Raw genomic sequence first — 24,251 nt, 5'->3', positions numbered from 1 at the left:
GTTTCGGCGCGGCATCCGGCCGCGGCATCCGGTGGTCGGCATGTTGCGAGCCGCCATGCGGTTTCGGCGCGGCATCCGGCCGCGGCATCCGGTGGTCGGCATGTTGCGAGCCGCCATGCGGTTTCGGCGCGGCATCCGGCCGCGGCATCCGGTGGTCGATACCGTGGCGCCATGAGAGAGATGTATCCGGAGATCGAGCCGCTGGAGACCGGCATGCTCGACGTGGGGGACGGCCAGCACATCTATTGGGAGGTGTCGGGCAATCGGCAGGGGAAGCCGGTCGTGTTCCTGCACGGGGGACCGGGTGCGGGGACCACGCCGGATCACCGCCGCCTGTTCGACCCCGAGCGGTACCGCATCGTGCTCTTCGACCAGCGCGGCTGCGGACTCTCGATTCCGCACGCGAGCGAGCCCGAGGCGAGTCTCGCCGCGAACACGACGTGGCACCTCATCGCCGACATGGAGCGCCTTCGCGGGCATCTCAGCGTCGACACCTGGCAGGTGTTCGGCGGGTCGTGGGGGAGCGCGCTCGCGCTCGCGTACGCGCAGACCCACCCCGAGCGCGTCACCGAGCTCGTGCTGCGCGGCATCTTCACGCTGCGCCGCCAGGAGCTCGACTGGTTCTACGAGGGCGGCGCCTCCGCGATCTTCCCCGACCTGTGGGCCGACTTCGTCGCCCCGATCCCCGTGCTCGAGCGCGCGCACCTCGTCGAGGCGTACGGGCGGCTGCTCTCCGACCCGAACCCCGAGGTGCACGAGCCCGCCGCGATCGCGTGGGCGCGGTGGGAGTCCTCGACGATCACGCTGCTGCCGCAGGCCGCGAACGTCGCGCGCTACACGGCGCCCGAGTACGCCACGGCGTTCGCGCGCATCGAGAACCACTACTTCCGGCACGGCGGCTGGTGGGAGGAAGGGCAGTTGATCCGGGATGCCTCGCGGCTCCGGGACATCCCCGCCGTCATCATCCAGGGCCGCTACGACGTGTGCACGCCCATGATGACGGCGTGGGACCTGCACCGGGCGTGGCCCGAGGCCGAGCTCACGATCATCGACGACGCCGGTCACGCGTTCGACGAACCCGGGATCCTCGACGCGCTCATCACGGCGACCGATCGCTTCGCCGGTGGGGACGGGTACGGCGGAGATGCCGTGGTGTACGAGCTCCGCGATGGGCTCGACGACGACGACGCTGAAGACGCCGACGCCGACGCCGACGCCGAAGATGACGACGCCGACGCCGACGATGACGTTAGTGACGACGATGACGACGACGATGACGACGCCGACGATGACGACGACGATGACGACGCCGACGATGAGGACGACGAAGACGACGACGATGACGATGACGATGACGACGAGGATGAAGAAGACGACCGGCGCAGCGACCGCGACGACGGCCCCGGCACCCGGTAGCGTCTGATCATGACGTTCAATCCCGACGCCGACATCAGCAAGGGCAAGGCCTCCAAGCGCGGCCGCAACACCGGCATCGCTCTCGCCGGCGGCGGCATCGGCGCGCTCGCGATCTTCCTGATCTCGCAGTTCCTCGGTGTCGACCTGACCACGATCGTCGGCGGCGACGCGCAGCCCGAGGCGAGCGACTCGACGCTCGAGCAGTGCCTCACCGGTCAGGATGCCAACGAGAACGTCGAATGCCGCATGAAGGGCGCGTCGGCGTCGCTCGAGACGTACTGGGCCGAGGAGGCGCCGGCGCTCGGGGTGAACTACAACGCCCCGCAGGACTTCGTGCTCTTCGACCAGGCGACGACGACCGCGTGCGGCAGTGCGTCGTCGGCGACCGGTCCGTTCTACTGCCCGCCCGACCAGACGATCTACATCGACGTGACCTTCTACGACGAGCTGCGCAGCCGGTTCGGCGCGAACGGCGGCACGCTCGCCGAGATGTACGTCATTGCACATGAGTGGGGCCACCACGTGCAGAACCTCGCGGGAGTGCTCGAGCGCTCGCAGGACGGGCAGACCGGGCCTTCGTCGAACGCGGTGCGGGTCGAGCTGCAGGCCGACTGCTTCGCCGGCGCCTGGGTGGCGAACGCATCGACGGTGCCCGACGACGCGGGCGTGCCGTTCCTGCAGGAGATCACCGAGGCGCAGCGACAGGACGCTCTCGACGCCGCTGCGTCGGTCGGTGACGACCACATCCAGCAGGCGACGCAGGGACAGGTGAACCCGCACTCCTTCACGCACGGCACGAGCGATCAGCGGAAGAACTGGTTCGAGGCCGGCTTCACGCAGGGGGCCGAAGCCTGCGACACGTTCACCGTCAGCCCCGCGGACCTCTGACGGCGCGCGAAGCGATTCGCGCGACCCGCGTCATGATCCGGCGGGATCGCCGTCTCTCCAGTAAGCGCACCGTGACGTGCGCAGGACGGAGCGACGAGCATGGCACGACGACGACGCGAGACCCCCACCCCCCACCGCGAGTTCTTCCGTGCGGTGACGATCGACGAGACCGTTGCACTCTCGTGCACCTGCAGCCGCGGCGTCGACCACTGGTACGCGGAACCGATGGGCGGTGCGCCTCGGAACGACGGCACCCGCCTCGGCGCGAGGCTCGGGAAGACCGCGACGCCGGAGCCGGGAGGACCGGCGCTCAGCCTCCGAGCGCCGCGACGATCGCCGGCTCGGCCGGCGTGGTGAACCGCCGTCGGACGCCGGTCGGCGCGACGAGGCCGTCGCCCCCGGAATTGGGGGAAGCGCGCGCGACGTCGCGGTCGTAACGTGGTCACGTCCGTGGAGTGCACTCCCTGCGCACAGCACCGAGGCGGAACAGCAACGCGAAGTCGCACACGCTCCAGGGGCCTCGTCGAACACTCGGACGAGACGCTGAACCGAGGAGGGGGACATGGCGTGGACGACTCGGCGCATCCTCATCGCGGTCGGCGCCTCGACGGTCGTCATCCTCGCGATCGCCGTCACCCTCGATCGGCTCGCCGCCGACGCCGGGAACCCCGACCCCGGGCCGGCCGCAACCGCCGGGGCTGACGCGGGCACGGCGGCCGGCTCCGACGGCGCTGACTCCACCGCGAAGGCGACCGAGCCGCCGACGTCGTCCGGCGACGACGGGAAGGCGAGTGAGGTGCTTCCGCCCGTCGAACCGGAGTCGGGACTGCCCGATCCCGTCCTTCCCGCGCCATTCGTCTCGAGTCCGCTGCCACCCGACGCCGCGGCGTCGGGCGCCCTCGTCGACGGCTTTCCGACGGGCATCGCCGTGTACGGGGCATCCGAGATCGTCTCGAGCTCTGTGAGCTCGGCGGGAGAGCACATGCAGGCGACGCTCGCAGCGCGAACGGATGCGGGAGCGCAGACCGTGCTCGACTTCTACGCGGAGCACTTCGGGTCGCTCGGACTCACCTCGACGATGGTGCCGGCCGTGGGCGGCTCCCGGGCGCTCAGCTTCGGGTATGGCGGCGATTCCCTCGTCGTGACGGTGACCGGCGGCTCGGCGGGCACGGACTACACGGTGTTCGCGACGCTGACCGCGCAGGGATAGCCGTGTACCTCTCATTCTCGGATCTGCGCAAGGCGAAGCAGCAACCCGTCGATGAGGCCGAGGCGCCCGTCGCGTCCGACGGCGCCGACGCACCGGCCGACGCACCGGCCGGCACGCCGGGCGCCAGCGCGAAGACCGTGCGGGTCGCGTCGGCGCGCGTCTCCTCGGTCGTCATCGCCCTCGGCATCGTCAGCATGTTCACCGACATCTCGTCGGAGGCGACCGCGGCGATCCTCCCGCTCTACATCACCGGCGTCATCGGCCTCTCGACGGTCGCCTACGGGTTCATCGACGGCCTCTACCAGGGGGTGAGCGCCGTCGTGCGCATCGCGGCCGGGTACGCGGCCGATCGCGGTGATCAGCCCAAATGGGTCGCCATGTTCGGATACGGCATCTCGGCGATCGCGCGAGTCGGACTCCTCTTCGCCACCGGATTCGCTGCGCTGACCGCGGTCGTGGTCGTCGACCGGCTGGGCAAGGGCGCACGGACGGCACCGCGCGACGCGCTCATCACCGCATCGTCGGAGCCCTCCAACCTCGGCCGCTCGTTCGGCGTGCACCGAATGCTCGACACGGTCGGAGCCGCCGTCGGGCCCCTCCTCGCGTTCGTCATCCTCCTGTTCATCCCCGACGGGTACACGACCGTCTTCGTCGTGTCGCTCGCGTTCGCAGTGCTCGGCGTGATCGTCCTCGGAATCCTCGTGCCGAACAAGCGGCCGCGTGCCGAAGGAGCCGCCGGCGGCACCCCGCCGGCACCGTTCCGATGGAAGCACCTGAGAGACCCCCGGCTCACTCGGCTGCTCGTCGTCGCGGCGTTGTTCGGAACGGTCACGATCGGCGACGGGTTCGTCTACCTCGTCCTGCAGAGTCGCGGCGCGTTCGCCGCGGAGTGGTTCCCGCTGTTCTACGTCGGCACCAACATCGCCTTCCTCGCCCTCGCCGTCCCGTTCGGTCGATTGGCCGACCGCTTCGGCAGCGCACGGATCTTCGTCATCGGGCACGTCGCCCTCCTCGGCACCTACGTCCTCGCCGCCGTCCCCGTCAACGGTGCGCTCATCACGATCTCGTGCCTCGTGCTGCTGGGGGCCTTCTATGCGGCGACCGACGGAATCCTCGCCGCGCTCGCGAGTCGATGCACCCCCGTCGCCGCACGCGCGAGCGGGATCGCCGCGGCGCAGACGGTGGTCGCGGTCACGCGACTCATCGCCTCCGTCGGCTTCGGCCTGCTCTGGTTCGCGATCGGACGGGCGGAGGCGGTCGTGGTCGTGGCCGTCATCCTCGCGGTCATCATCCCGCTGGCGGCCTGGTTGCTCCTGGGGGCGAAGGGGAGGTCTCGAGACGAAGGCCGCGCGGAGACCGTCGAATGACGCCGAAACTGAAATGGACGCTCGTCGTCGCGGCGGCGATCATCCTGCTCGGCGGCTCGCTGGTGTACGCGGTCTCGGCGTTCCTCCGGTTCCAGGCCGTCGCATCGGCCTCGGGCGAATACACCGGCCCGCCACTCACCAGGGTCGAGCCGGGCCAGATCGTCTTCCGATCGACGGATCCCGGATCCGAGTACGGACATGTCGCGTCCGTGCCGATCGGCGCGCCGGGCGGCCCCCGCTCCGTCGCGGAGCTCACGTGCGACCGTGTCGACGCGAGCGCCGAGCTCGTGTCCTGCCTGCGCACGGAGCGCGGGATCGTCACGACCTTCGAGTGGCAGGTGCTCGATGCGCGATTCGAGGAGCAGTGGAGCAGCCCGCTCCCCGGCATCCCGAGCCGTACGAGGATCGCGGACGACTCGAGCTATTGGGCGTCGACGGCGTTCGTCACGGGACACGGCTACGCGACGCTCGGCTTCTCGACCGCCACCGTCGTCGTCGGCGCCGACGGCACGGAGTACGGCAACCTCGAGGAGTTCTTCTTCACCGTCAACGACCAGCCCGTGACCGCCGCCGACCTGAACTTCTGGGGCGTGACGTTCGAGCCCGGAACGGACCGCTTCTTCGCCACGGCGGCGTCGGGCGGCCGCAACTGGCTCGTCCAGGGCGACCTCGGGGATCGGACCCTCGTCGCCGTCCACGATGCGGTCGAGTGCCCCTCGCTCTCCCCGGACGGCGAGCGCATCGCGTTCAAGAAGCCCGTCGGCGAGGCACCGGCGAAGACCTGGACGATCGCCGTGCTCGACCTCGCGACGGGCGAGGAGGTCGTCCTGCCCGAGTCGCGCAACGTCGACGATCAGGTGGAGTGGCTCGACGACGAGACGATCGTCTACGGGCTCCAACGGGCCGCCGGAGACAGCGATGTCTGGGCGATCGCCGCCGACGGCGGCGGGGAGCCCGAGCTGCTCATCGAGCACGCCTGGTCGCCCTCGGTCGTCCGATAGCCTGCGGCCCGCGGTGTCGGACCTCAGCCGCCGACGACGATGTCCGCCCAGAGGTTGTGGGCCGTGATCTGGCCCGGGTAGCTCGTACCGGCGTAGGTGTAGACCCCGCCGTTCGGAAGCGTCGCCAGCGAGCCGCGCACGACGGATGCGGCGAGGCCGTTGAGATCCGCTGCATAGCGACCACGGGTGGTGAGGTACGTCGCGCGGTACTCCACCCCCGCCTCGAGCACGACCGAGGTGGGCAACTGGACGGTCTGCCAGCCCGAGGCGGTCTCCGCCGTGCTGGTCGCGGTCGCGAGCGGGGTCACGGTGTTGGCGCCCCAGAGGAAGACCTGATGGGTGGCGGCATCGCCCGGTGCCTTGTAGAACCGGATGGCCGACACCCGCACCGGGGCGGTGGTGGTGAACCGCACGCCGAGCTGCACGGTGGTGGCGTCGTCCCACGAGGTGTTCGACGGCGTCTGACCGGCGAAGAACACGGGGCCGGTCACGGCAGAGGCCGTCGTGAACGACCAGGTGCCGCCGCCGACACTGCCATTGCCGGTCCCGCCGGCGACCGTCACCGTCGCCGTGAACTTGGTCGACGCCGGCAGCGGGCTCGTGGGTGTGAATCGCACCGTGGATGCTCCGGCGTCCCACGCGGAGACGCCGGGGACGGCGCCGCCGGGTCCGCTCAGCGCGATCTGCGGCGTACCGCCCAGCAGGTCGCCGCCGAGCACCGCACGGACAGCGGTCAGGGGATCGACGAGGGCGGCACCGCTCGCCGGCACGGAACTCACGAGCACGGCCGGCTTCGGGGGATCGGGCAGATCGCGGAACACGACGTCGACGAAGTAGTTCGAGCGATTCCAGCTGAAGGCAGGGATCTCCCCACCGGCCCCGTACCGGTACCGGCCGTTGAGCTCGGCGACCGCGGTGAGCGGGCCCTTCACCTGGGCGACGGCGAAGTCGTTCGACGTGTACGCGTAGTTCCCGTTCGGTGCCAGGTACGACGCGACGTACTCGCGTCCGGGCTGGATCGCCACCGGCGTCGCGAACGAGGCCTGCTGCCATCCGCTCGGCGATTCCGCCGCGAACGTCACGGTCGCGAGGCGTTGCCCGGTCGCCGCGTCCCACAGCGATCCCGTGTGCGTCCCGGTGTTGCCCGCGCCCTTGTAGAAGCGGATGCCGGTGACCTCGCCGTTCGTCGTCGACGTGAACGCGACCCCGAGTTCGACGGACGACGGGTCGTTCGCCGCGGGGACCTCGGGCGTCCGATCGCTGAAGAGGCGGAACACGTCAGGGGGGACCGGCGCCGTGACCTGGAAGCTCCAGGTCCGATCGGCGAGCGAACCGGGGCCGTCGAATGCGGTCACGTTCTTGAGCGAGACGGTGACGGTGGCACCCGGAGCGAAGTCCGTGGCCGGGTCGAAGGTGAGGAGCTTCCGGTCGGCGGACAACGTGGTCGTTCCGGTGATCGACGTGCCCGCCGCACTGGCGGTGAGCGAGGAGCCGTCGGCGATCTTCGCGTTGAACGCGACCGAGATCGTGGAACCGACCGTGACATCCGTCGCATTCTCGGCGGGAGTCGTCGAGACGACGGCCAGCGCCGTGGGGGCCGGATCGAAGACCACGTCGACGAGGTAGCTCGACGTGCTGCGGCTCGAGGGGAAGTCGCCGCCGTAGCTGTAGGCCCCGGCCCCGGCGGTCGTCGAGAGCGGGCCCACGCTGAGCGGCGACGCCAGCGCGCCGATCGTGGCCGAGTAGTGGCCGGCCGGAGCGCGGTACGCCGCGATGTACTCCGTGCCCGCGGTGACGGCGACGGGGGTGGCGAACGTCAGCGTCTGCCAACCGCTCGTCGTCTCCGCGGTGAACGTCCCGGTCGCCAGCAGCGTGCCCGATGCCGTCCACAGGCCCCCGGTGTGCGTTCCGGTGTTGCCCGCTCCCTTGTAGAACGACACTCCGGTCACCTTGCCGTTGACGGCCGTCTTGAACGCGGTGCCGAGCACGAGGCTCACCTGCTCCGGATTGTCGAGGACGCCAGGGACCGTCGAGTCGGTGAAGAGGCCGCACGGGCAGGCGCCGGGCACGGGGTCGGGCTTCGCCGTGCGGAAGGTCCAGGTCGCCCCTGCTCCGAGCGGGAGCCCGGTCGCGGTGGTGGCGGTCACCTGCACGGTGTAGGTCACGAAACCGGCGAGCCGGTTGGTCGGGGTGAAGGTGAGCGTCCGGGTCGCCGCGTCGTAGACGGTCGCACCTGCCACGACCGACCCCAGCTCGTCGACGACGCGGACCTCGTAACTGGTCACCGGCTTCGACAGCGTGGCCGAGATCGTCGTGTTCGTGGCGACACTGGACGAACCGGGCAGCGGCCAGCGCGAGACGGCGGTGACCGGGGAGGTGTCGTTCGTGTCGAAGAGGACGTCGACGTAGTAGTTCGAGGCGTCCCAGGACTCTGCGGGCATCCAGCCCTGGATGCCGAACACCCCTGCCGGCTGACTGCCGAGTCCGCCGGCCAGCAGGAACGGATCCCGCTCGAGACCGCTCGCGGTGAACGCGTGCGGCACCGCGGCGTAGTGGCCGTTCGGAGCCCAGTAGGACGCGGTATAGGTCGTTCCGGCGCTCACTTCGACCGGTGTGGCGAAGCGGAGCACCTGCCACCCCTCCGCGCTCTCACCCGTGAACGTCCCGGTCGCCAACTGCGTCCCGTTGGGGGCCCACAACGTACCGGTGTGGGTGCCGGTGTTCGCCCTGCTCTTGTAGAACCGGACGCCCTGGACGAACCCGCCGACCATGGGGGTGAACCGCAGCCCGAGTTCGACCGGTGATCCGTCACCTGCATCGGGCACGACGGGCGTCTCGGCGCCGAACGCGGAGTAGGGGCCGGTGACCCGCAGCTTCACCTCGGTGCCGGCGGCGGGGAAGTTGGCGCTGTCGTCGATGGCACGGGCGAGCACGGAGACCTCCCCCATGCCGTGCAGCGCGAACGAATAGCTCCAGTTCGTGAGCCCGGTGGCGGGGTGCCACGACGCGCCGCCGTCGGTCGAGACCTCGACACCGGCGACCACGCCGCCAGTGTCGCTCGCCGTGCCGGTGAGGGTGACCATCGACCCGTTCGCGACCTGGGTCCCTGTTGCCGGCGAGCTGATCGTCAGGGTCGGGGCGACCGTGTCCGTGCTCCGCGTCGCAGCCACGAGCCCCGACTGCAGCGTCGCCGGGAACGCGCCCATGTCCGCGAGCAGGTTGACCTCGGCCTGCTGCATCCTGGGGTCGGCGGCGGCGCCGTCTCCGTCGTGCCCCTGGTCGAGTCCCCAGGTCCACTGGATGCTTCCCGAGGAGAAGACCAGCGCCCCGCTCTTCGCGCGGTACAGGGTCACGTGGTGTTCGGTGACACCGGGCGCGACGCGATTGCCGAAGTCCTGGAGGTACTCCGGAACAGCGCCGGTCGTCGTCGAGAGACGGATCAGGCCCGGTGGCCGCCGACCGTTGTCGATGTCCTCGTCGGACTCGTAGCCCACGGTATGGGCGGCCAGTTGCGTCGTGCTCCCCGCCGGTTTGGTCGCGAGCACGGTATTGCGCCAGAGGCGTGTCTTCCCCTCCTGGGCGGACACGGTGACGGGCAGATCGGAGTGGTTCGACATGTACATCGTGCCGAGGAGCTGGTTCTCCGGAAGGTTCCCGCCGTTCGCCGTCGTCGCGAACCGGGGGTCGCGCCAGGTTCCGGTCCACTCGGGCGAGGGGTCGACCTTCCCGTTTGACCACGTCTCCTTGTAGCTCACGAGCGTGCGATAGGGCGAGGCCGAGGCATCGGCCGAGGGCTCGTACCGGGTGCGCCAGTACCCGACGTTGCCGCCGAGAAACTGGATGTCGACGCCCGCGTCACGCGCCGCCTGGATGTTCGCCCGCTGCGCGCCCGACCAGTACTCGTCGTGCCCGACGGAGAGGAACACCTCGTGCTTCAGCAACGCCGCCCCGTTGCGCGCGGTGTCGACCCCGCTCGCGTAGGTGACGTCGTATCCGTTCCGTTCGAGGAAGCGGACCATTGCGAACTCGGCCGAGAAGTAGAAGTCGCGGGACGTCACGCCGTCCCGCGTCGAGAACGGACGGTTGTAGCTCAGCTTGTAGGCCCGACCGTTCGCCGCGCCCGCGTAGAAGTCCGATCCGCCGTACAGGTTGTACGCGTGCCACGTCGGGTCGGAGGTCTGGAACATGACGGCGGCGGTGCTCGCGGAATCGCGCACGATGAACGTGATGTGGCTCTGACCGCCCGTGTCGGCACGGGTGAGCAGCGCAACGTACACGCCCGACACGGCGGTCGACGGTACCGCCCATGAGGCGGAGACGCGCCAGTTGCCGCAGTCGTAGAGTTCGGTGCTGACATCCGTGATGCACTGGGGCTGGCTCTGGGGGAGTGTCACCTTCGGTGCGACGCTGGTGATCTTGCGCGCACCGAGGCCCTGGTACCAGCCGGTGCGGTAGATGTCGATCGTGTAGGCACGCGCGTTCGTGTCGATCTTGAAGTCGACGGTGCTGCCGACGTTCACGCTGATGTCGGTGGCGAATCCCTGGATCGAGTCATCGCCGGCACCGTCGATCTGCCAGACGGAGGGGTCGGTGCCGGGGAGCGCGTTCTCGCAGGCGATCGGGTTGGCGCAGGCGGCCGCATCGGCGCTCGTCGCGGAGGTCGTGATGCCGAGCGCGGCGGTCAGTGCGACGACGGCCGCGAGGCCGAGAAGGCGGCGCCGAGCGGTCTGCGAACCCGGGTTCGCACCAGTCTCGACTCGATCGTGGACTGCATTCACGGTTGGGTATCCTCACCCTTGGTGGCTCGGGTCGCCCACGCGGGCAGCGGCCCTCGGTTACACACCTACCGCAGATCGCTGTGCGACGCGCCCCCCACTTCAGAGGTCACGGCCCGGCTCTTCGGAGGCATGGCCCGGCGTTGCAGTGGCACTGACCGGTGTTTCAGAGGCACTGCCCGACCCGTCGGAGCGCGGCTCGCCCCGCCCCCGCACTGGGGGATTGTCGGCCACTGGGCCGTATGCGACTCTCGGAGAGCAACCGCGTCGCCGTGGTGCATCGGCACTCCGACGACGCGGTGCACCAGTGAGAACCCGAACCCCGAATGGTGCGGCGCATCCGCCCTGCAAGGAGGACGCCCATGTCCTACCCGCTTTCGGTCGCAGTAGTCGGAGCCGGCTACTGGGGGCCGAATCTGGCTCGCAACTTCAACCTGAGTCCCGATTGGAACCTGGTCGCGATCTGCGATCTCGACGTCGACCGCGCGGCCGCGCTCGCGTCGCAGTTCCGGGACGTGCGCGGGGTGTGCGACCTCGACGCGCTGCTGGCAGACCGGGAGCTCGACGCGATCGCGATCGCGACACCCGCGAGGACCCATTTCGCGATCGCGACTGCAGCGATCCGGGCGGGCAAGCACGTGGTCGTCGAGAAGCCGATCGCCGACAGTACGGAGAACGCGATCGAGATGATCCGCGCAGCTGCCGAGTCGAACGTTGTGCTCATGACCGACCACACCTACTGCTACGCCCCCGCCGTCCTGAAGATCCGCGAGCTGATCCGGGCGGGCGAGCTCGGCGAGATCCTCTTCGTCGACTCGGTCCGAATCAACCTCGGCCTGATCCAGCCCGACGTCGACGTGTTCTGGGATCTCGCACCGCACGACCTGTCGATCATCGACTTCATCCTTCCCGGCGGATTGCGTCCCATGTCGGTGGCCGCGCAGGGCGCAGACCCGCTGAGGGCCGGCAAGAGCTGCATCGGATACCTCTCGTTGCCCCTCGACGGTGGCGCGGTCGCGCACGTCCACGTCAATTGGCTGAGCCCGACGAAGATCAGGCAGATGATCATCGGCGGTTCGAAGCGCACCCTCGTCTGGGATGACCTCAATCCCCAGCAGCGCGTGAGCGTCTTCGACCGGGGCGTCGATCTCGGTCAGCAGGCGATCGACGAGGCCGACCGAAGCGCCGTGACCGTCTCCTACCGACTCGGCGACACGTGGTCGCCGGCACTCCAGGAACGCGAGGCCCTCGCCTCGATGGTGTCGGAGTTCGCGGAGTCGATCCGCGAGCGGCGCACCGCGCGTACTGACGGCGGCTCGGGGCTCAGGGTGCTGCGTGTGCTCGAGGCGGCATCCGAGAGCCTCGGCGGCGGTGGGAAGGTCGTCGCCCTTCGGGACCCGGTGGTGCCGGCGGCACTCGACGGAGCGCGTTCGGGGGAGCTGGCGGGAGAACCGGCATGACGCAGTTGCAGGGGGCGACCGTACTCGTCACAGGCGGCGCCGGCACGATCGGATCGACGCTCGTCGACCAGCTGCTCGACGCGGGCGTCGACCGCATCGAGATCCTCGACAACCTCGTGCGCGGTCGCGTCGAGAACATCGCGCCGGCGATCGCGTCGGGGCGCGTGACGCTCGTCGACGGAGACATCCGGGATCGGGACCTGGTGCACGACCTCACGCGGGGCAAGGACCTCGTCTTCCACGAGGCGGCGATCCGGATCACGCAATGCGCGGAGGAGCCGCGCCTCGCGCTCGAGGTGCTGGTGGACGGAACCTTCAACGTGCTCGAGGCCGCGGCCGAGCATCGGGTCGCCAAGCTCGTGTCGGCGTCGAGTGCGTCGGTCTACGGGATGGCCGAGGATTTCCCGACCGGTGAGCGACACCACCACCACAACAACGACACCTTCTACGGTGCCGCGAAGTCGTTCAACGAGGGCATGGTCCGGAGCTTCCACGCGATGTACGGACTGGATCACGTGATGCTCCGATACTTCAACGTCTACGGGCCGCGGATGGACGTGCACGGTCTCTACACCGAGGTGCTCGTGCGCTGGATGGAGCGGATCGCCGACGGCGAGCCGCCGCTCATCTTCGGCGACGGGCTGCAGACGATGGACTTCGTGTTCACCCGCGACGTCGCCCGTGCGAACGTGCTGGCAGCCGCGAGCGACCTCCGCGAGGGCGTCTACAACGTCGCGAGCGGCAGCGAGACGAGCCTGCTCGAGCTCGCGCAGGCGCTCCTGCGCGTGATGGGGTCCGATCTCGCGGTCGAGCACGGGCCCGACCGTCCGGTGAACGGAGTCGTGCGGCGGCTCGCGGACACGGCGGCGGCTCGCCGAGATCTCGGCTTCGTCGCCGAGGTCGGACTGGAGGAGGGGCTCGCCGAGCTCGTCGAATGGTGGCGACCGCAGCGTGAGGCGATCGCCGCAGGGCGGTCGACGGCGGTCGCATGAACACCGGAGCGCTCGCGCGCATCAACGTGATGAAGCCGTGGTTCGGCGCCGAGGAGGTCGCCGCGCTCGCCGAGGTCATCGAGTCCGGCTGGGTCGCCCAGGGGCCGCGGGTCGCCGAGTTCGAGCACGGCTTCGCCGCCGCGATGCAGGCGTCCGAGGCCGTCGCGACCTCGAACTGCACGACCGCGCTGCACCTCGCGCTCATCGTCGCCGGCGTCGTCCCCGGAGATGACGTCGTCGTCCCGTCCTTCTCCTTCATCGCCACCGCGAACGCGCCGACGTACGTGGGTGCGCGCCCGGTCTTCGCCGATGTCGACGCCGAGACGGGCGATCTCACCGCGGAGACCGTCGCAGTCGCCCTCACTCCGCAGACGACCGCGGTGATCGTCGTCGATCAGGGCGGTGTCCCGGTCGACCTCGACCCGATCAGGGCGCTGTGCGATCCGCTCGGCATCGTCGTGATCGAGGATGCCGCGTGCGGCGCCGGGTCGACGTACCGAGGCCGCCCCGTCGGGGCCGGTGCCGAGATCGCCGCCTGGTCGTTCCACCCCCGCAAGATCCTGACGACCGGCGAGGGCGGCATGATCACGACGAGTCGTCCCGACTGGGCCGCGCGCGCGCGCAGGCTCCGGGAGCACTCGATGAGCGTCTCGGCGGCCGAGCGGCACGCGAGCCTCGTCTCGCCGCCCGAGGAGTACGGCGAGATCGGCTTCAACTACCGCATGACCGACCTGCAGGCCGCGGTCGGCCTCGTGCAGCTCGGCCGGCTCGCCGAGGTCGTCGAACGGCGCCGCGAGATCGCGGCGCGGTACCGCACCGCGCTCGCCGACGCTTCGGGCGTGCGACTCGTCGGCGACCCCGCATGGGGCACGAGCAACTTCCAGTCGCTCTGGCTCGAGGTGCTGCCCGAGTACCCGATCGATCGGGAGGGCCTGCTGATCGCCCTCGCCGAGGCGGGCGTCTCCGCACGGCGCGGAATCATGGCGTCGCACCGGCAGCCCGCGTACGCCGACCTCGACACCGGCGATGCGGCGCTCCCCGTCACCGAACGCCTCACCGACGGCACGATCGTGCTGCCGCTCTTCCACCAGATGACCGACGACGAACTCGATCGTGTCACGGCCATCGTGCTCGAGGCGGGGCGCTCCCGATCGTGAGGGGCCTGGTGCTCATCGGGTCGAGCGGCCTCTCCCGTGAGGTCGTGCCCGTGCTGCGCGAAGCAGGAAGTGACATCATCGGCGTGCTCGACGACCGCCACGCGGCGCTGGTCCGCACGATCGGCGGCGTACCCGTGCTCGGCGGCGTCGACGACGTCGTCCGGTATCCCGATGCCGACGTGCTGGTCTGCGTCGGCGCGGGCCTCGTGCGTGCGGCGATCGTCGAGCGGATGTCGCGCGCCGGAGTCGATTCGGCCCGCTACGCCACCCTGACCGACCCGTCGGTGCGCAATCCCGGCGGCTGTGCGATCGGCGCAGGGTCCATCCTGCTCGCGAACGTGACGATCACCGCCGACGCCGTGCTCGGCGGACACGTCGTCGTCATGCCCGGAGCCACGGTCACCCACGACTGCCGGGTCGACGACTTCGCGACCCTGGCGGCGGGCGTGTCGCTCGGGGGCGGGGTTCGCATCGGTCGCGGAGCGTACCTCGGCATGAACGCATCGGTGCTGCCGGGCCGTGCCGTCGGCGCGGGCGCGACCGTCGGCATGGGCGCGGTCGTGCTCTCCGATGTGCCCGAGAAGGAGACCTGGGCCGGCGTGCCGGCACGGCGATTGGGAGGCCGGGCATGAGCAGCATCCCGAGCACGAGCGTGCCGTTCCTCGATCTCGCGGCGCAGCAGTTCGAGGTCGCCGACGAGGTGCTGCCGGTGTGGCGTGCGCAATTCGAGTCCGCGTCGTTCATCGGCGGCCCGGAGGTCGCCGCGTTCGAGCGCGACTACGCCGAGTACATCGGCGTCGAGCACTGCATCGGCGTCGGCAATGGAACGGATGCGGTCGAGCTGGCGCTGCGCGCCGTGGGCATCGGGACGGGCGACGAGGTGGTCATTCCGGTCAACACGTTCATCGCCACGGCCGAGGCCGCGACGCGGATCGGCGCGACGCCGGTGTTCGTCGACGTCGACGACGAATACCTGCTCATCGACCCGTCCGCCGTGGAAGCGGTGATCACTCCGCGGACGCGCGCGATCATCCCCGTACACCTGTACGGGCAGACCGCGCCCGTCGAGGCCCTCCTTCCCATCGCCGAGCGCCACGGCCTGGCCATCGTCGAGGATGCTGCGCAATCGCAGGGCGCCTCGTCGGCGTTCGGACGCGCAGGCGCGCTCGGGAGGGTCGCGGCGACGAGCTTCTACCCGGGCAAGAACCTCGGTGCCGGGGGCGACGCCGGCGCGGTGCTGACGGACGACCCGGTCGTGGCGGACTTCGTGCGAAACTTCGCGGCGCACGGCAGCGTGGTGAAGTACGTCCACGATCGCGCGGGAGCGAACTCGCGGCTCGACGCGGTCCAGGCGCCGCTGCTGCGCGCGAAGCTGCGCCGGCTCGACGCCTGGAATGCAGCGCGTCGCACCGCCGCGGCACGCTACGGCGAACTGCTCGCCGAGGTGTCGGGTGTACGTGGGCCGGCGGTCCGACCGGGAAACGACGACGTGTGGCACCTCTACGTCGTTCGGGTCGACGAACGGGACCGCGTCTTCGCCGAGCTCGGCGCCTCTGGCATCGGGGTCGGGGTCCATTACCCGACGCCCTTGCACCTCACGGCCGCGTACGCCGGTCTCGGGTACCGCGAGGGCGACTTCCCCGTGGCGGAGGCGGCGGCAGCGCAGATCCTCTCGTTGCCGATGTTCCCGCACCTCACGGCGGCGCAGCAGGAGACCGTCGTCGAGGCGCTCAGCCGGGTCGCCACCCCCCATCGCGCGATGGTCCGACGGCCATGAACGCGCGTCCCAGGGTCCTCGTGCAGCTCGACAACCTCGAGCTCGGCGGGGCGCAGATCAACGCGGTGCAGCTCTCCGCCGGAGTGGCGGTGCACGGCTACGACAGCCTCCTGGTCGGCCCGGAGGACACCCTTCCCGTCGATGGGCCCTCGATGCTGGATGTCGCGCGGGAGTACGGGGTGCAGATCGAGGTGTATCGGCGACCGGTGCCGCTCATGGCCCATGCGCGCACGATCTCGCAACTCGCCGATCGCTGGCAGGCCGACCTCGTGCACGCGTTCAGCTCCTCGGAGCGGGCCGCGTACTGGGGAGCAGGGCTGCTCGGACGACGTGCGCTGGTCCGCACGATCTACGAGAACTCGTTCGACCCGAGGACGCATCCCTCCGTGCCGGTGGTGATCGGGACGGGCTACCTGCGGGACCAGTTGGCGGGCCGACCGGGCGGCGCGGTCCTCATCAGCCCTCCAGTCGACACCTCGCGCGATGCATCCGGAGTCACCGACCGCGACTCGTTCCGGCGCCGGCTGGGACTGGACGGCGACGCGGTGGCACTCGTCATCGTCAGCCGAGTCACCACGGAGCTGAAGGGGCAGGGGATCGAGGACGCGATCGACGCCGTCGAGCGACTGAACGATCTTCGGGTTCACTTGTTCGTCGTGGGAACCGGTGACGCCGAGGAGCGGCTGCGCGGTCGTGCCGCCGCGGTCAACGCGCACCTCGGACGATCCGCGATCGCGTTCCTGGGACCGATGTCGGATCCCCGGCCCGCGTACGACGCCGCGGACCTCGTGCTCGGAATGGGCAGCTCTGCTGCACGGGGACTCGCCTTCGGCAAGCCGCTCGTCGTGCTGGGCGAGCGCGGCTGGAGTGCGATCTTCCGTCCGCCCGACACCGAAGCCATCCTCCACAACAACTTCTGGAGCCCGCAGAGCGTGGCCGACGGCGCCGGCCTGCTCCTCGAGCACATTCGCGAACTCGTCGACCACCCGGAGTACCGTGCCGCGCTCGGGCGAACATCACGGCAGTTCGCAGAGGAGCACTTCGGACTGCCGACGATGGCGCTGCGACTGGCCGACGTCTACGAGGCCGCGCTGGAGTCGAGGTCCGCCTCCGCATGGCTCGGGGACTTGCGTATGGAGGGCCGGATACTCGCAGCCAAGGCGGAGCGGACCGCCGGCCGGATCACCGGCGGCCGGTTCTCGGGCGGGCGGGTGTCGGCGTCGCTCGCATGGAATCGGCACGGTCCGGATGGAACGCTGCAGGTCGTCGAGCGGACCACGCGATGAGCGCCGAGGAGACCCGGGGAAACGCGTCTCGCCGAACCGGGGCGAGGGCGGCGAAGGCGGCCGGCATCCTCCGCGACGGCGGCCCGCGTGCACTCGCCCAGCGAGTGGTTCGGCACGCGTTCAACCGATTGCACGACCCGAGCCTCGACGAGCCGCTGCTGGACGGCGACATCGCCGATTCGACGCAGTTGGACCTGGCGATTCCCGACCGTCGCCCATCGCGATCGCAGCAGCTGCGCATCGGGTGGGTGACGACGCCTCCGCGGGCGGGATCGGGGGGCCACACGACGCTGTTCCGGATGGTGGAAGCGGTCGAGCGCGCGGGTCATCGCTGCGAGCTCTTCCTCTACGACCGCTACGGCGGCGACGTGCGCGAGCACGAGCGCGTCATCCGCGGCTGGTGGCCGGGTATCGGTGCCGGCGTGCACGACGCGTCCGCCGGGATCTCGGGCGTCGACGCGTGCGTCGCCTCGTCGTGGGATACCGCGCACGTGCTCGCCCGACGCGGCACGGCGCCGATGCGGCGCCTCTACTTCATCCAGGACTTCGAGCCGTTCTTCTATGCACGCGGGTCGATGTACGCCCTGGCGGAGGACACGTATCGGTTCGGGTTCCGTTGCATCGCTCTCGGCGAGATGGTGGCCGAGCTCCTCCGATCGGAGGTCGGCATCGCTCCGGACGCGACCGAGTTCGGGTGCGACACCTCGGTGTATCGGCTGCTCCCCGGTCGTGAACGCACTGGCGTCGTGGCGTACGCGCGCCCCGACGTGCCGCGTCGCGGCTTCTGGCTCGCGAGGCTCGCGCTGGAGCAGTTCCACGAGCTCCATCCCGAGATCGACATCCACATGTACGGAGCGGAGATCAGCGGGCTGCCGTTCCCGGCCACGCAGCACGGCAGGCTCACTCCGACGGAACTCAACGAGCTCTACAACCGCAGCATCGCCGGACTCGCGATGTCGTTCACGAACATCTCCCTGGTCGCCGAGGAGATGCTGGCGGCGGGCGCGATCCCGGTCGTGAACGACTCCTCGCATTCGCGTGCGGATCTCGTGAACGCGCACGTCGCGTGGGCGGCCCCGACGCCGCGCGGGATCGCGGCGGCGCTCGGCGACGTCGTGGCGCGAACGGATCGGGATGCGGCGGCGCGGACCGCGTCGGAGTCGGTTCGTCGGTTCGGCTGGACGAAGGCGCAGGCCGACGTCGTGCGGATCCTCGAGGACGAGGTGTACGGATCGTGACGCCCGCAGAGCGCGAACCCCGGACGCACGACTCCGCCGAGCTGTCCGTCGGCCGGCAGGCGGCGTCGGGCGTGTTCTGGCTGACGGTCCAGAAATGGGTGATCAGGCTCTTCGGCTTCGTCATGATCGCGATCCTCACCAGGCTGCTGACGCCGGAGGACTTCGGCGTCGTCGCCGCCGCGTCGAGCGTGCTGCCGTTCTTCTACCTGCTCGCGGATCTGGGGTTCTCCGCGTACATCGTGCAGGCCGACACCGCCGACCGTCGCATGCTGAGCACCGGCTTCTGGTTCTCGACCATCGCCGGCCTCCTGCTGTGCGGCCTGGTCGCCGGGCTCGCCCCGGTCTTCGGGTCCGTGTTCGATTCCGACGAGGTCGTTCCCGTGCTGCAGGTCATGGCGCTCGCAGTGGTGCTCGTCGCCGTCGCCTCGGTGCCGATCGCGCTGCTCCGCCGAGCCATGCGGTTCCGCGCGTTGGCGGTGCAGGGGACGATCGCCGCCTTCGTGGCCCAGGTGATCGCCGTCACCATGGCGTTCACCGGCTTCGGCGTCTGGGCCCTGGTCGGCCAGGTGCTGGGCACCGCAGCGGTCACCGCCGTGCTCGCGTGGATGACGGCCGGCTGGCGGCCTTCGTTCGCGTTCTCGCGCACGGAGTTCACGACCATGGCCCGGTTCGGCAGCCAGGTCCTCGGCGTCGAGTTCGTCGGCATGTGCCGCGTGTTCGCCGAGACCGCCATCATCTCGGGCGCGCTCGGCATGGCGGCCCTCGGGTACCTGAACATCGCGCAGCGACTCGTGCAGATCGTCCAGGACCTGACCGGTTCGGCGCTCCTGCCGGTGTCATCGGTCGCGTTCGCCAAGATCCGCGACTCCGCCGAACGCCTGCGCCGGGCGTACGTGCGGGCGCTTCGCATGACGTACGCCCTGATGACCCCTCCGCTCACGGTCGTTGCGGTGGCCTCGCCCCTGATCATCCCGATCGTCTTCGGCAAGGGATGGACGGAGAGCGCGCCCGTCGCCCAGATCCTCGCACTCGCCGGGATCGTCGTCGTCGGCGCGACGCTCGATCACGGCCTCTTCTACGGACTCGGCAAGCCCGGCAGGTGGTTCGTCTACGCCGTCGTCGTCGATGCGTGCACCGTCGCCACGACGGCGCTCACGGCCCAGTGGGGGCTCGTGGCCGTTGCGCTCGGCTTCCTCGTGATCGCCGTGCTCGCCACGGTGAGCCGCTGGTTCCTGGTCGCCAGGCTGCTCGAGGCGTCGCCGCGGACGCCGGCCGGTCCGTTCGGCTTCCTCGTCGCCTCGGTCGTGGTGGGGTTCGGAGCAGGGTGGGCGGCGCTCGCGTTGTCCGACGGCCTCCTCCCGATCGTCAGGATCCTCGTCGTGGGCTTCGCGGTGCTGGTGGCGGACCTCGTGCTGGTGCGACTGCTCGCCCGCCCCGTCTTCGATGACGTTGTCGAAGCACTGTCCCGGTTCCGCCGGGGCACCCGGATCCCCTCCCCGCAGAAGGACGGACGACGATGACCGGTGCAGCCACCCCGCCTCCGCACGTCCTGATCATCGTGCAGAACCTGCCGGTCCCGTTGGATCGGCGCGTGTGGCTGGAGTGCCAGGCCCTCATCGCTCGCGGGTACCGGGTCAGCGTGATCTGTCCGAAGGGGCCGGGCGACCCGGCTCGCCAGCGACTCGCGGGCGTCGAGATCTACAAGTACGCGCCGGCGCCCGAGGCGGACGGGCTCGCCGGGTTCGCGTGGGAGTTCGCCTACAGCTGGGTTCGCACCGCCTGGCTGTCGCTGCGCGTTCGACGCAATCGCCGGTTCGACATCATCCAGGCGTGCAATCCGCCGGACACGTACTGGCTGCTGGCGCTGCTGTGGCGGCCGTTCGGGGTGCGCTTCGTCTTCGACCACCACGACCTGAACCCCGAGCTCTTCCTCTCCCGCTTCGGTGCGCCGCGCGGCGGGCTCAAGCGGCTCGAGTACCGCGTGCTGCGCTGGCTCGAGCGGCGGACGTTCCGCGCGGCGGATCGCGTCATCTCGACGAACGACTCGTACAAGGCGATCGCGGTCGAGCGGGGGCGCCGGCGCCCGGCGGACGTGACGGTCGTCCGCAGCGGGCCGGACACCCGGCAGATGCGCCCCATCTACCCCGACGCCCCCCGGCCCCACGACGGGATCAACCTGGTGTACCTCGGCATCATGGGGCCGCAGGACGGGGTCGACCAGGTGCTGCTGCTGGTCGACGAGCTCGTGCATCGGCGCGGTCGGGCGAACGTGACCGCGACGCTCCTCGGGTTCGGCGACTGTCTCGCGCAGCTGAAGGCCCAGGCCGTCTCGCTCGGACTCGACGGTCACGTGACCTTCACGGGGAGGGTCGACCGAGTGGCCATCGCCGAGTACCTCAGCCGTGCCGACATCGGGATCTGCCCCGACCTGAAGACCCCGCTCAACGACCTGTCCACGATGAACAAGACGATGGAGTACATGTCGTACGGTCTGCCCGCGGTCTCGTTCGACCTCAGGGAGACACGGGTGTCCGGTGCCGACACGGTGCTGTACGTCGCGTCGGGCGACCTCGGGGCGCTGGCCGACGTGGTCGAGGAGCTCATCGACGACCCCGATCGGCGCGCGGAACTCGGAGCGCAGGCGCGCGCCCGCGTCGCCGCCGTCCTCGATTGGCGCCCGCAGGCGGCGGCGTACGTCTCCGTCTACGACGGCCTCACGGGATTCGAGGGCCCGGTTGCGGCCGTCCCCGAGTCCGGGGACGCCCCCGACGCCACCGACCCGCAGGGCCGGAGCTACGTCGACCTCGACGATCACGAGGAGTTCCGGCGATATCTCGTCGAACGGAGAGCACGATGACACCGGTCAGGACGGCCGTTCACGACCTGCTGGCGCACGCGGCCGCCAGCACTCCCGATGCGCCCGCGCTGAGCTATCGGAACCGCACGGTCTCCTACGCCGAGACCTGGGGGAGCGTCTGCACCATCGCCGAGCAGCTGCGGGCCCTCGGCCTCGGGCACGGCGACCGCGTGGCGATCTACCTCGAGAAGCGGATCGAGACCGTCGTCGCGATCTTCGCCGCCTCCGCCGCAGACGGCCTGTTCGTCCCGATCAACCACGTCCTCAAGCCGGCGCAGGTCGGGCACATCCTCGTCGACAGCGGTGCACGAGTGCTCATCACGTCGACCGAACGGCTCACCCAGCTGGCCCCGATCCTGCCGGGCACCGAAGTCGCCCACGTGATCCTGATCGGCGCCGATGACGCCGAGGGAGTCGAGGGCGCCCACGCCGACCGGGAGACGCCCTTCCGCCTGCACGGCTGGCGCGATGGACCGCAAGCGCGCGTCGAGGTCCGCCGATCCGCCCGGATCGACATCGATCCCGCGGCGATCCTCTACACCTCGGGCAGCACCGGCGGGCCGAAGGGCGTCGTCGTGAGCCACCGGAACCTGATCGCCGGCGCCGAGAGCGTGAGTTCCTACCTGGGCAACGTCAGCGACGACGTCATCCTGGGCGTCCTGCCGCTGAGCTTCGATGCCGGTCTGAGCCAGGTGACGACGGCATTCTCGGTGGGCGCCCACTGCGTGCTCATGAACTACCTGCTGCCGCGCGACGTCCCGAAGCTCTGCGAGCAGTACGGCGTCACCGGCCTGACCGGCGTCCCGCCGCTCTGGCAGCAGCTCGCGGATGTCCCGTGGCCGGAGGAGGCCGCGCGACGACTCCGGTACTGGGCGAACACGGGTGGACGGATGCCGCGGACGTTGCTCGCCCGACTCCGCGAGACCTTCACCGAAGCGAAGCCGTACCTCATGTACGGACTCACGGAGGCGTTCCGTTCGACCTACCTCGACCCGGCGGAGGTGGATCGTCGCCCCGACTCGATCGGCAAGGCCGTCCCGAACGCCCGGATCGTCGTGATGCGGCCCGATGGCACGCCGAGCGACGTCGGAGAGGAGGGGGAGCTGGTGCACCGCGGCGCCCTCGTCGCACTCGGCTACTGGAACGACCCGGTTCGGACGGCCGAGCGGTTCCGCCCGGTGGACCACGCCGATTGGCGCGCCCCCGAAATGGCCGTGTGGTCAGGGGATACAGTGGTGGCCGATGAGGAGGGCTTCTTGTACTTCGTCGGCCGCAGGGACGAGATGATCAAGACCTCGGGATATCGGGTGAGCCCGACCGAGATCGAGGAGGCCGCCTACGCCACCGGGCTGGTTCGCGACGCCGTGGCGTTCGGCGTCGATGACCCCGCGCTCGGACAACGGGTCGTCCTCGTCGCCACCCCGGCGGGGACCGGACTCGACGGGGGTGCGCACGAACTCATCGCCGCCCTCCGCCACCTGCTCCCGCTCTACATGGTGCCGTCCAGGGTGGATCTCCGCGCGGAGCTGCCCCGTTCCCCGAACGGCAAGTTCGACCGCAATCTGATCAGGGCCGAGGTCGCCGGATGAATCCGAACGAGCACATCGCCGGGTTCGGCACGATCGGCCACGAGCTCGAGGTCGGCGGGATGCCGCTCAGCAGGCTGGCCGCCCGTGTCGGCTCCACGCCGTTCTTCGCCTACGACCGCGCGCTGCTGGACCAGCGCGTCGATCGATTGCGCGCGGCGCTTCCGGCCCAGGTCGAACTCAGCTATGCCATGAAGGCGAACCCCATGCCCGCGGTCGTGCAGCACCTGGCGCATCGGGTCGATCGGATCGACGTGGCGTCGTCCTCGGAGATGCTGACCGCGCTCGACACCCCGATCCCGGCAGACCGGGTCAGCTTCGCCGGGCCTGGCAAGACCCCGGCCGAGATCCGTCGCGCGGTGGCCTCCGGGATCATCGTGGAGATCGAGTCCGCGACCGAGTTCGGCCGGGTCGTCGCCGCCGGCGACGAGCTCGGCATCGTGCCGACCGTCGCCGTTCGCGTCAATCCGGACTTCGCCGTGAAGGGGTCGGGCATGCGGATGGGTGGAGGTCCGCAGCAGTTCGGCATCGACGCCGAGCAGGTCCCCGCGGTGCTGCGCGACTTCGCGTCGGCAGGGGTGGACGTCATCGGCTTCCACGTCTTCGCCGGTTCGCAGAACCTGCATGCCGCGGTCATCAGCGAGGCGCAGCGACGCACGGTCGATCTCGCGACCGAGCTCGCCGTCCATCTTCCGGCGCCGCTGCGGTACCTGAACCTCGGCGGCGGGTTCGGGATCCCGTACGTCGATCGGGACCGCCCGCTCGACCTCGACGAGGTTGCGGCGGGGCTGCACGAGCTCGTCGACGGCGTCATCGCAGAACGGATCCCCGAGGCGACGCCGGTGATCGAGCTCGGGCGCTACCTCGTCGGGGAATGCGGCGTGTACGTGACTCGGGTGCTCGATCGCAAGGTGTCGCGCGGCAAGACCTACCTGGTGGTCGACGGCGGGATGCACCATCAGCTCGCCGCCTCGGGGAACTTCGGGCAGGCGATCCGGCGCAACTACCCGGTCGCGGTCGGCAACCGTGCCGATGCCGCGGCCGGGGACGGTGTCACCGTGGTGGGATGCCTCTGCACGCCGCTCGACCTGCTCGGCGACGACGTGGAGCTGCCCCCGGCCGAGATCGACGATCTCATCGTGATCTTCCAAGCCGGAGCCTACGGCCTGACCGCGAGCCCGACGGCCTTCCTGGGGCATCCCGCCCCGGTCGAGGTCCTCGTCTGACCGGATGACAAGGAG

General features: G+C 70.2%; 17 protein-coding genes and 1 pseudogene. 17 read left to right on the top strand and 1 reads right to left on the bottom strand.

Going from position 1 to position 24,251, the window contains the following annotated elements; genetic code table 11:
• Window positions 1–171: 171 nt before the first annotated feature.
• The 6 genes and pseudogenes from pip to ACFTQE_RS10995 all read left to right on the top strand — a co-directional run.
• A pseudogene (gene pip / locus ACFTQE_RS11020) lies at window positions 172–1,122 on the top strand (prolyl aminopeptidase); the annotation flags it as partial.
• 303 nt (window positions 1,123–1,425) lie between these two features.
• Window positions 1,426–2,304, top strand: coding sequence for a neutral zinc metallopeptidase (locus ACFTQE_RS11015; RefSeq protein WP_376925103.1), 879 nt, complete (start codon window positions 1,426–1,428; stop codon window positions 2,302–2,304).
• Window positions 2,305–2,403: 99 nt separating this feature from the next.
• Window positions 2,404–2,661, top strand: a complete 258-nt coding sequence (locus ACFTQE_RS11010; RefSeq protein WP_376925102.1) for a hypothetical protein — start codon at window positions 2,404–2,406, stop codon at window positions 2,659–2,661.
• 205 nt (window positions 2,662–2,866) lie between these two features.
• Window positions 2,867–3,514, top strand: a complete 648-nt coding sequence (locus ACFTQE_RS11005) for a hypothetical protein (protein ID WP_376925101.1) — start codon at window positions 2,867–2,869, stop codon at window positions 3,512–3,514.
• Between the two features lie 2 nt (window positions 3,515–3,516).
• A complete protein-coding gene (locus ACFTQE_RS11000; protein WP_376925100.1) occupies window positions 3,517–4,881 on the top strand; it encodes an MFS transporter in 1,365 nt (454 codons plus the stop codon).
• Window positions 4,878–5,882: a TolB family protein gene (locus ACFTQE_RS10995; protein ID WP_376925099.1), complete on the top strand. Its 1,005-nt coding sequence runs from the start codon at window positions 4,878–4,880 to the stop codon at window positions 5,880–5,882. The genes ACFTQE_RS11000 and ACFTQE_RS10995 overlap by 4 nt, the downstream gene beginning before the upstream one ends.
• Before the next feature lie 23 nt (window positions 5,883–5,905).
• On the opposite strand, the gene ACFTQE_RS10990 is transcribed toward ACFTQE_RS10995, so the two are convergent.
• Window positions 5,906–10,660, bottom strand: a complete 4,755-nt coding sequence (locus ACFTQE_RS10990; RefSeq protein WP_376925098.1) for a DUF4082 domain-containing protein — start codon at window positions 10,658–10,660, stop codon at window positions 5,906–5,908.
• A 359-nt stretch (window positions 10,661–11,019) separates the two neighbouring features.
• Here ACFTQE_RS10990 and ACFTQE_RS10985 point away from each other — a divergent pair, with 359 nt between their 5' ends.
• Genes ACFTQE_RS10985 through ACFTQE_RS10935 form a run of 11 tightly spaced genes read left to right on the top strand, consistent with a single transcriptional unit; the run spans window position 11,020 to window position 24,236 of the window.
• Window positions 11,020–12,117, top strand: a complete 1,098-nt coding sequence (locus tag ACFTQE_RS10985; RefSeq protein ID WP_376925097.1) for a Gfo/Idh/MocA family protein — start codon at window positions 11,020–11,022, stop codon at window positions 12,115–12,117.
• On the top strand, window positions 12,114–13,109 hold the full coding sequence (locus tag ACFTQE_RS10980; RefSeq protein ID WP_376925096.1) for an NAD-dependent epimerase/dehydratase family protein: 996 nt from the start codon (window positions 12,114–12,116) through the stop codon (window positions 13,107–13,109). The genes ACFTQE_RS10985 and ACFTQE_RS10980 overlap by 4 nt, the downstream gene beginning before the upstream one ends.
• Window positions 13,106–14,266, top strand: coding sequence for a DegT/DnrJ/EryC1/StrS family aminotransferase (locus tag ACFTQE_RS10975; RefSeq protein WP_376925095.1), 1,161 nt, complete (start codon window positions 13,106–13,108; stop codon window positions 14,264–14,266). The genes ACFTQE_RS10980 and ACFTQE_RS10975 overlap by 4 nt, the downstream gene beginning before the upstream one ends.
• Window positions 14,263–14,898 (top strand): acetyltransferase, encoded by a 636-nt coding sequence (locus ACFTQE_RS10970; protein ID WP_376925094.1) that lies wholly within the window; start codon window positions 14,263–14,265, stop codon window positions 14,896–14,898. The genes ACFTQE_RS10975 and ACFTQE_RS10970 overlap by 4 nt, the downstream gene beginning before the upstream one ends.
• Complete coding sequence (locus ACFTQE_RS10965) at window positions 14,895–16,043, top strand: DegT/DnrJ/EryC1/StrS family aminotransferase (protein WP_376925093.1); 1,149 nt, start codon at window positions 14,895–14,897, stop codon at window positions 16,041–16,043. Before ACFTQE_RS10970 ends, ACFTQE_RS10965 begins: the two co-directional genes overlap by 4 nt.
• Complete coding sequence (locus tag ACFTQE_RS10960) at window positions 16,040–17,329, top strand: glycosyltransferase family 4 protein (RefSeq protein ID WP_376925092.1); 1,290 nt, start codon at window positions 16,040–16,042, stop codon at window positions 17,327–17,329. Before ACFTQE_RS10965 ends, ACFTQE_RS10960 begins: the two co-directional genes overlap by 4 nt.
• Entirely contained in the window at window positions 17,326–18,567 is a 1,242-nt protein-coding gene (locus ACFTQE_RS10955; protein WP_376925091.1) for a glycosyltransferase family 1 protein, read from the top strand. Before ACFTQE_RS10960 ends, ACFTQE_RS10955 begins: the two co-directional genes overlap by 4 nt.
• On the top strand, window positions 18,564–20,087 hold the full coding sequence (locus ACFTQE_RS10950) for a lipopolysaccharide biosynthesis protein (protein WP_376925090.1): 1,524 nt from the start codon (window positions 18,564–18,566) through the stop codon (window positions 20,085–20,087). Before ACFTQE_RS10955 ends, ACFTQE_RS10950 begins: the two co-directional genes overlap by 4 nt.
• On the top strand, window positions 20,084–21,424 hold the full coding sequence (locus ACFTQE_RS10945) for a glycosyltransferase family 4 protein (RefSeq protein WP_376925089.1): 1,341 nt from the start codon (window positions 20,084–20,086) through the stop codon (window positions 21,422–21,424). The genes ACFTQE_RS10950 and ACFTQE_RS10945 overlap by 4 nt, the downstream gene beginning before the upstream one ends.
• Window positions 21,421–23,013 (top strand): acyl-CoA ligase (AMP-forming), exosortase A system-associated, encoded by a 1,593-nt coding sequence (locus ACFTQE_RS10940; RefSeq protein ID WP_376925088.1) that lies wholly within the window; start codon window positions 21,421–21,423, stop codon window positions 23,011–23,013. The genes ACFTQE_RS10945 and ACFTQE_RS10940 overlap by 4 nt, the downstream gene beginning before the upstream one ends.
• Window positions 23,010–24,236 carry a pyridoxal-dependent decarboxylase, exosortase A system-associated gene (locus ACFTQE_RS10935; RefSeq protein WP_376925087.1) on the top strand — a complete coding sequence of 409 codons (1,227 nt, stop codon included), beginning with the start codon at window positions 23,010–23,012 and terminating at the stop codon, window positions 24,234–24,236. Before ACFTQE_RS10940 ends, ACFTQE_RS10935 begins: the two co-directional genes overlap by 4 nt.
• The last annotated feature ends 15 nt before the right edge of the window (window positions 24,237–24,251 follow it).

Origin of the sequence: Agromyces sp. NPDC056965 (assembly GCF_042673425.1) — a bacterium.
Classification (GTDB): Bacteria; Actinomycetota; Actinomycetes; order Actinomycetales; family Microbacteriaceae; genus Agromyces.
The sequence above is the reverse complement of the archived record's forward strand: the minus strand, read 5'-3'. Positions and strand labels throughout refer to the sequence as shown.

Coding starts and splice junctions, on each gene's coding strand:
- ACFTQE_RS11015 (WP_376925103.1), top strand. CDS start 1,426: ATGACGTTCAATCCCGACGCCGACATCAGCAAGGGCAAGGCCTCCAAG.
- ACFTQE_RS11010 (WP_376925102.1), top strand. CDS start 2,404: ATGGCACGACGACGACGCGAGACCCCCACCCCCCACCGCGAGTTCTTC.
- ACFTQE_RS11005 (WP_376925101.1), top strand. CDS start 2,867: ATGGCGTGGACGACTCGGCGCATCCTCATCGCGGTCGGCGCCTCGACG.
- ACFTQE_RS10995 (WP_376925099.1), top strand. CDS start 4,878: ATGACGCCGAAACTGAAATGGACGCTCGTCGTCGCGGCGGCGATCATC.
- ACFTQE_RS10985 (WP_376925097.1), top strand. CDS start 11,020: ATGTCCTACCCGCTTTCGGTCGCAGTAGTCGGAGCCGGCTACTGGGGG.
- ACFTQE_RS10980 (WP_376925096.1), top strand. CDS start 12,114: ATGACGCAGTTGCAGGGGGCGACCGTACTCGTCACAGGCGGCGCCGGC.
- ACFTQE_RS10975 (WP_376925095.1), top strand. CDS start 13,106: ATGAACACCGGAGCGCTCGCGCGCATCAACGTGATGAAGCCGTGGTTC.
- ACFTQE_RS10965 (WP_376925093.1), top strand. CDS start 14,895: ATGAGCAGCATCCCGAGCACGAGCGTGCCGTTCCTCGATCTCGCGGCG.
- ACFTQE_RS10960 (WP_376925092.1), top strand. CDS start 16,040: ATGAACGCGCGTCCCAGGGTCCTCGTGCAGCTCGACAACCTCGAGCTC.
- ACFTQE_RS10955 (WP_376925091.1), top strand. CDS start 17,326: ATGAGCGCCGAGGAGACCCGGGGAAACGCGTCTCGCCGAACCGGGGCG.
- ACFTQE_RS10945 (WP_376925089.1), top strand. CDS start 20,084: ATGACCGGTGCAGCCACCCCGCCTCCGCACGTCCTGATCATCGTGCAG.
- ACFTQE_RS10940 (WP_376925088.1), top strand. CDS start 21,421: ATGACACCGGTCAGGACGGCCGTTCACGACCTGCTGGCGCACGCGGCC.
- ACFTQE_RS10935 (WP_376925087.1), top strand. CDS start 23,010: ATGAATCCGAACGAGCACATCGCCGGGTTCGGCACGATCGGCCACGAG.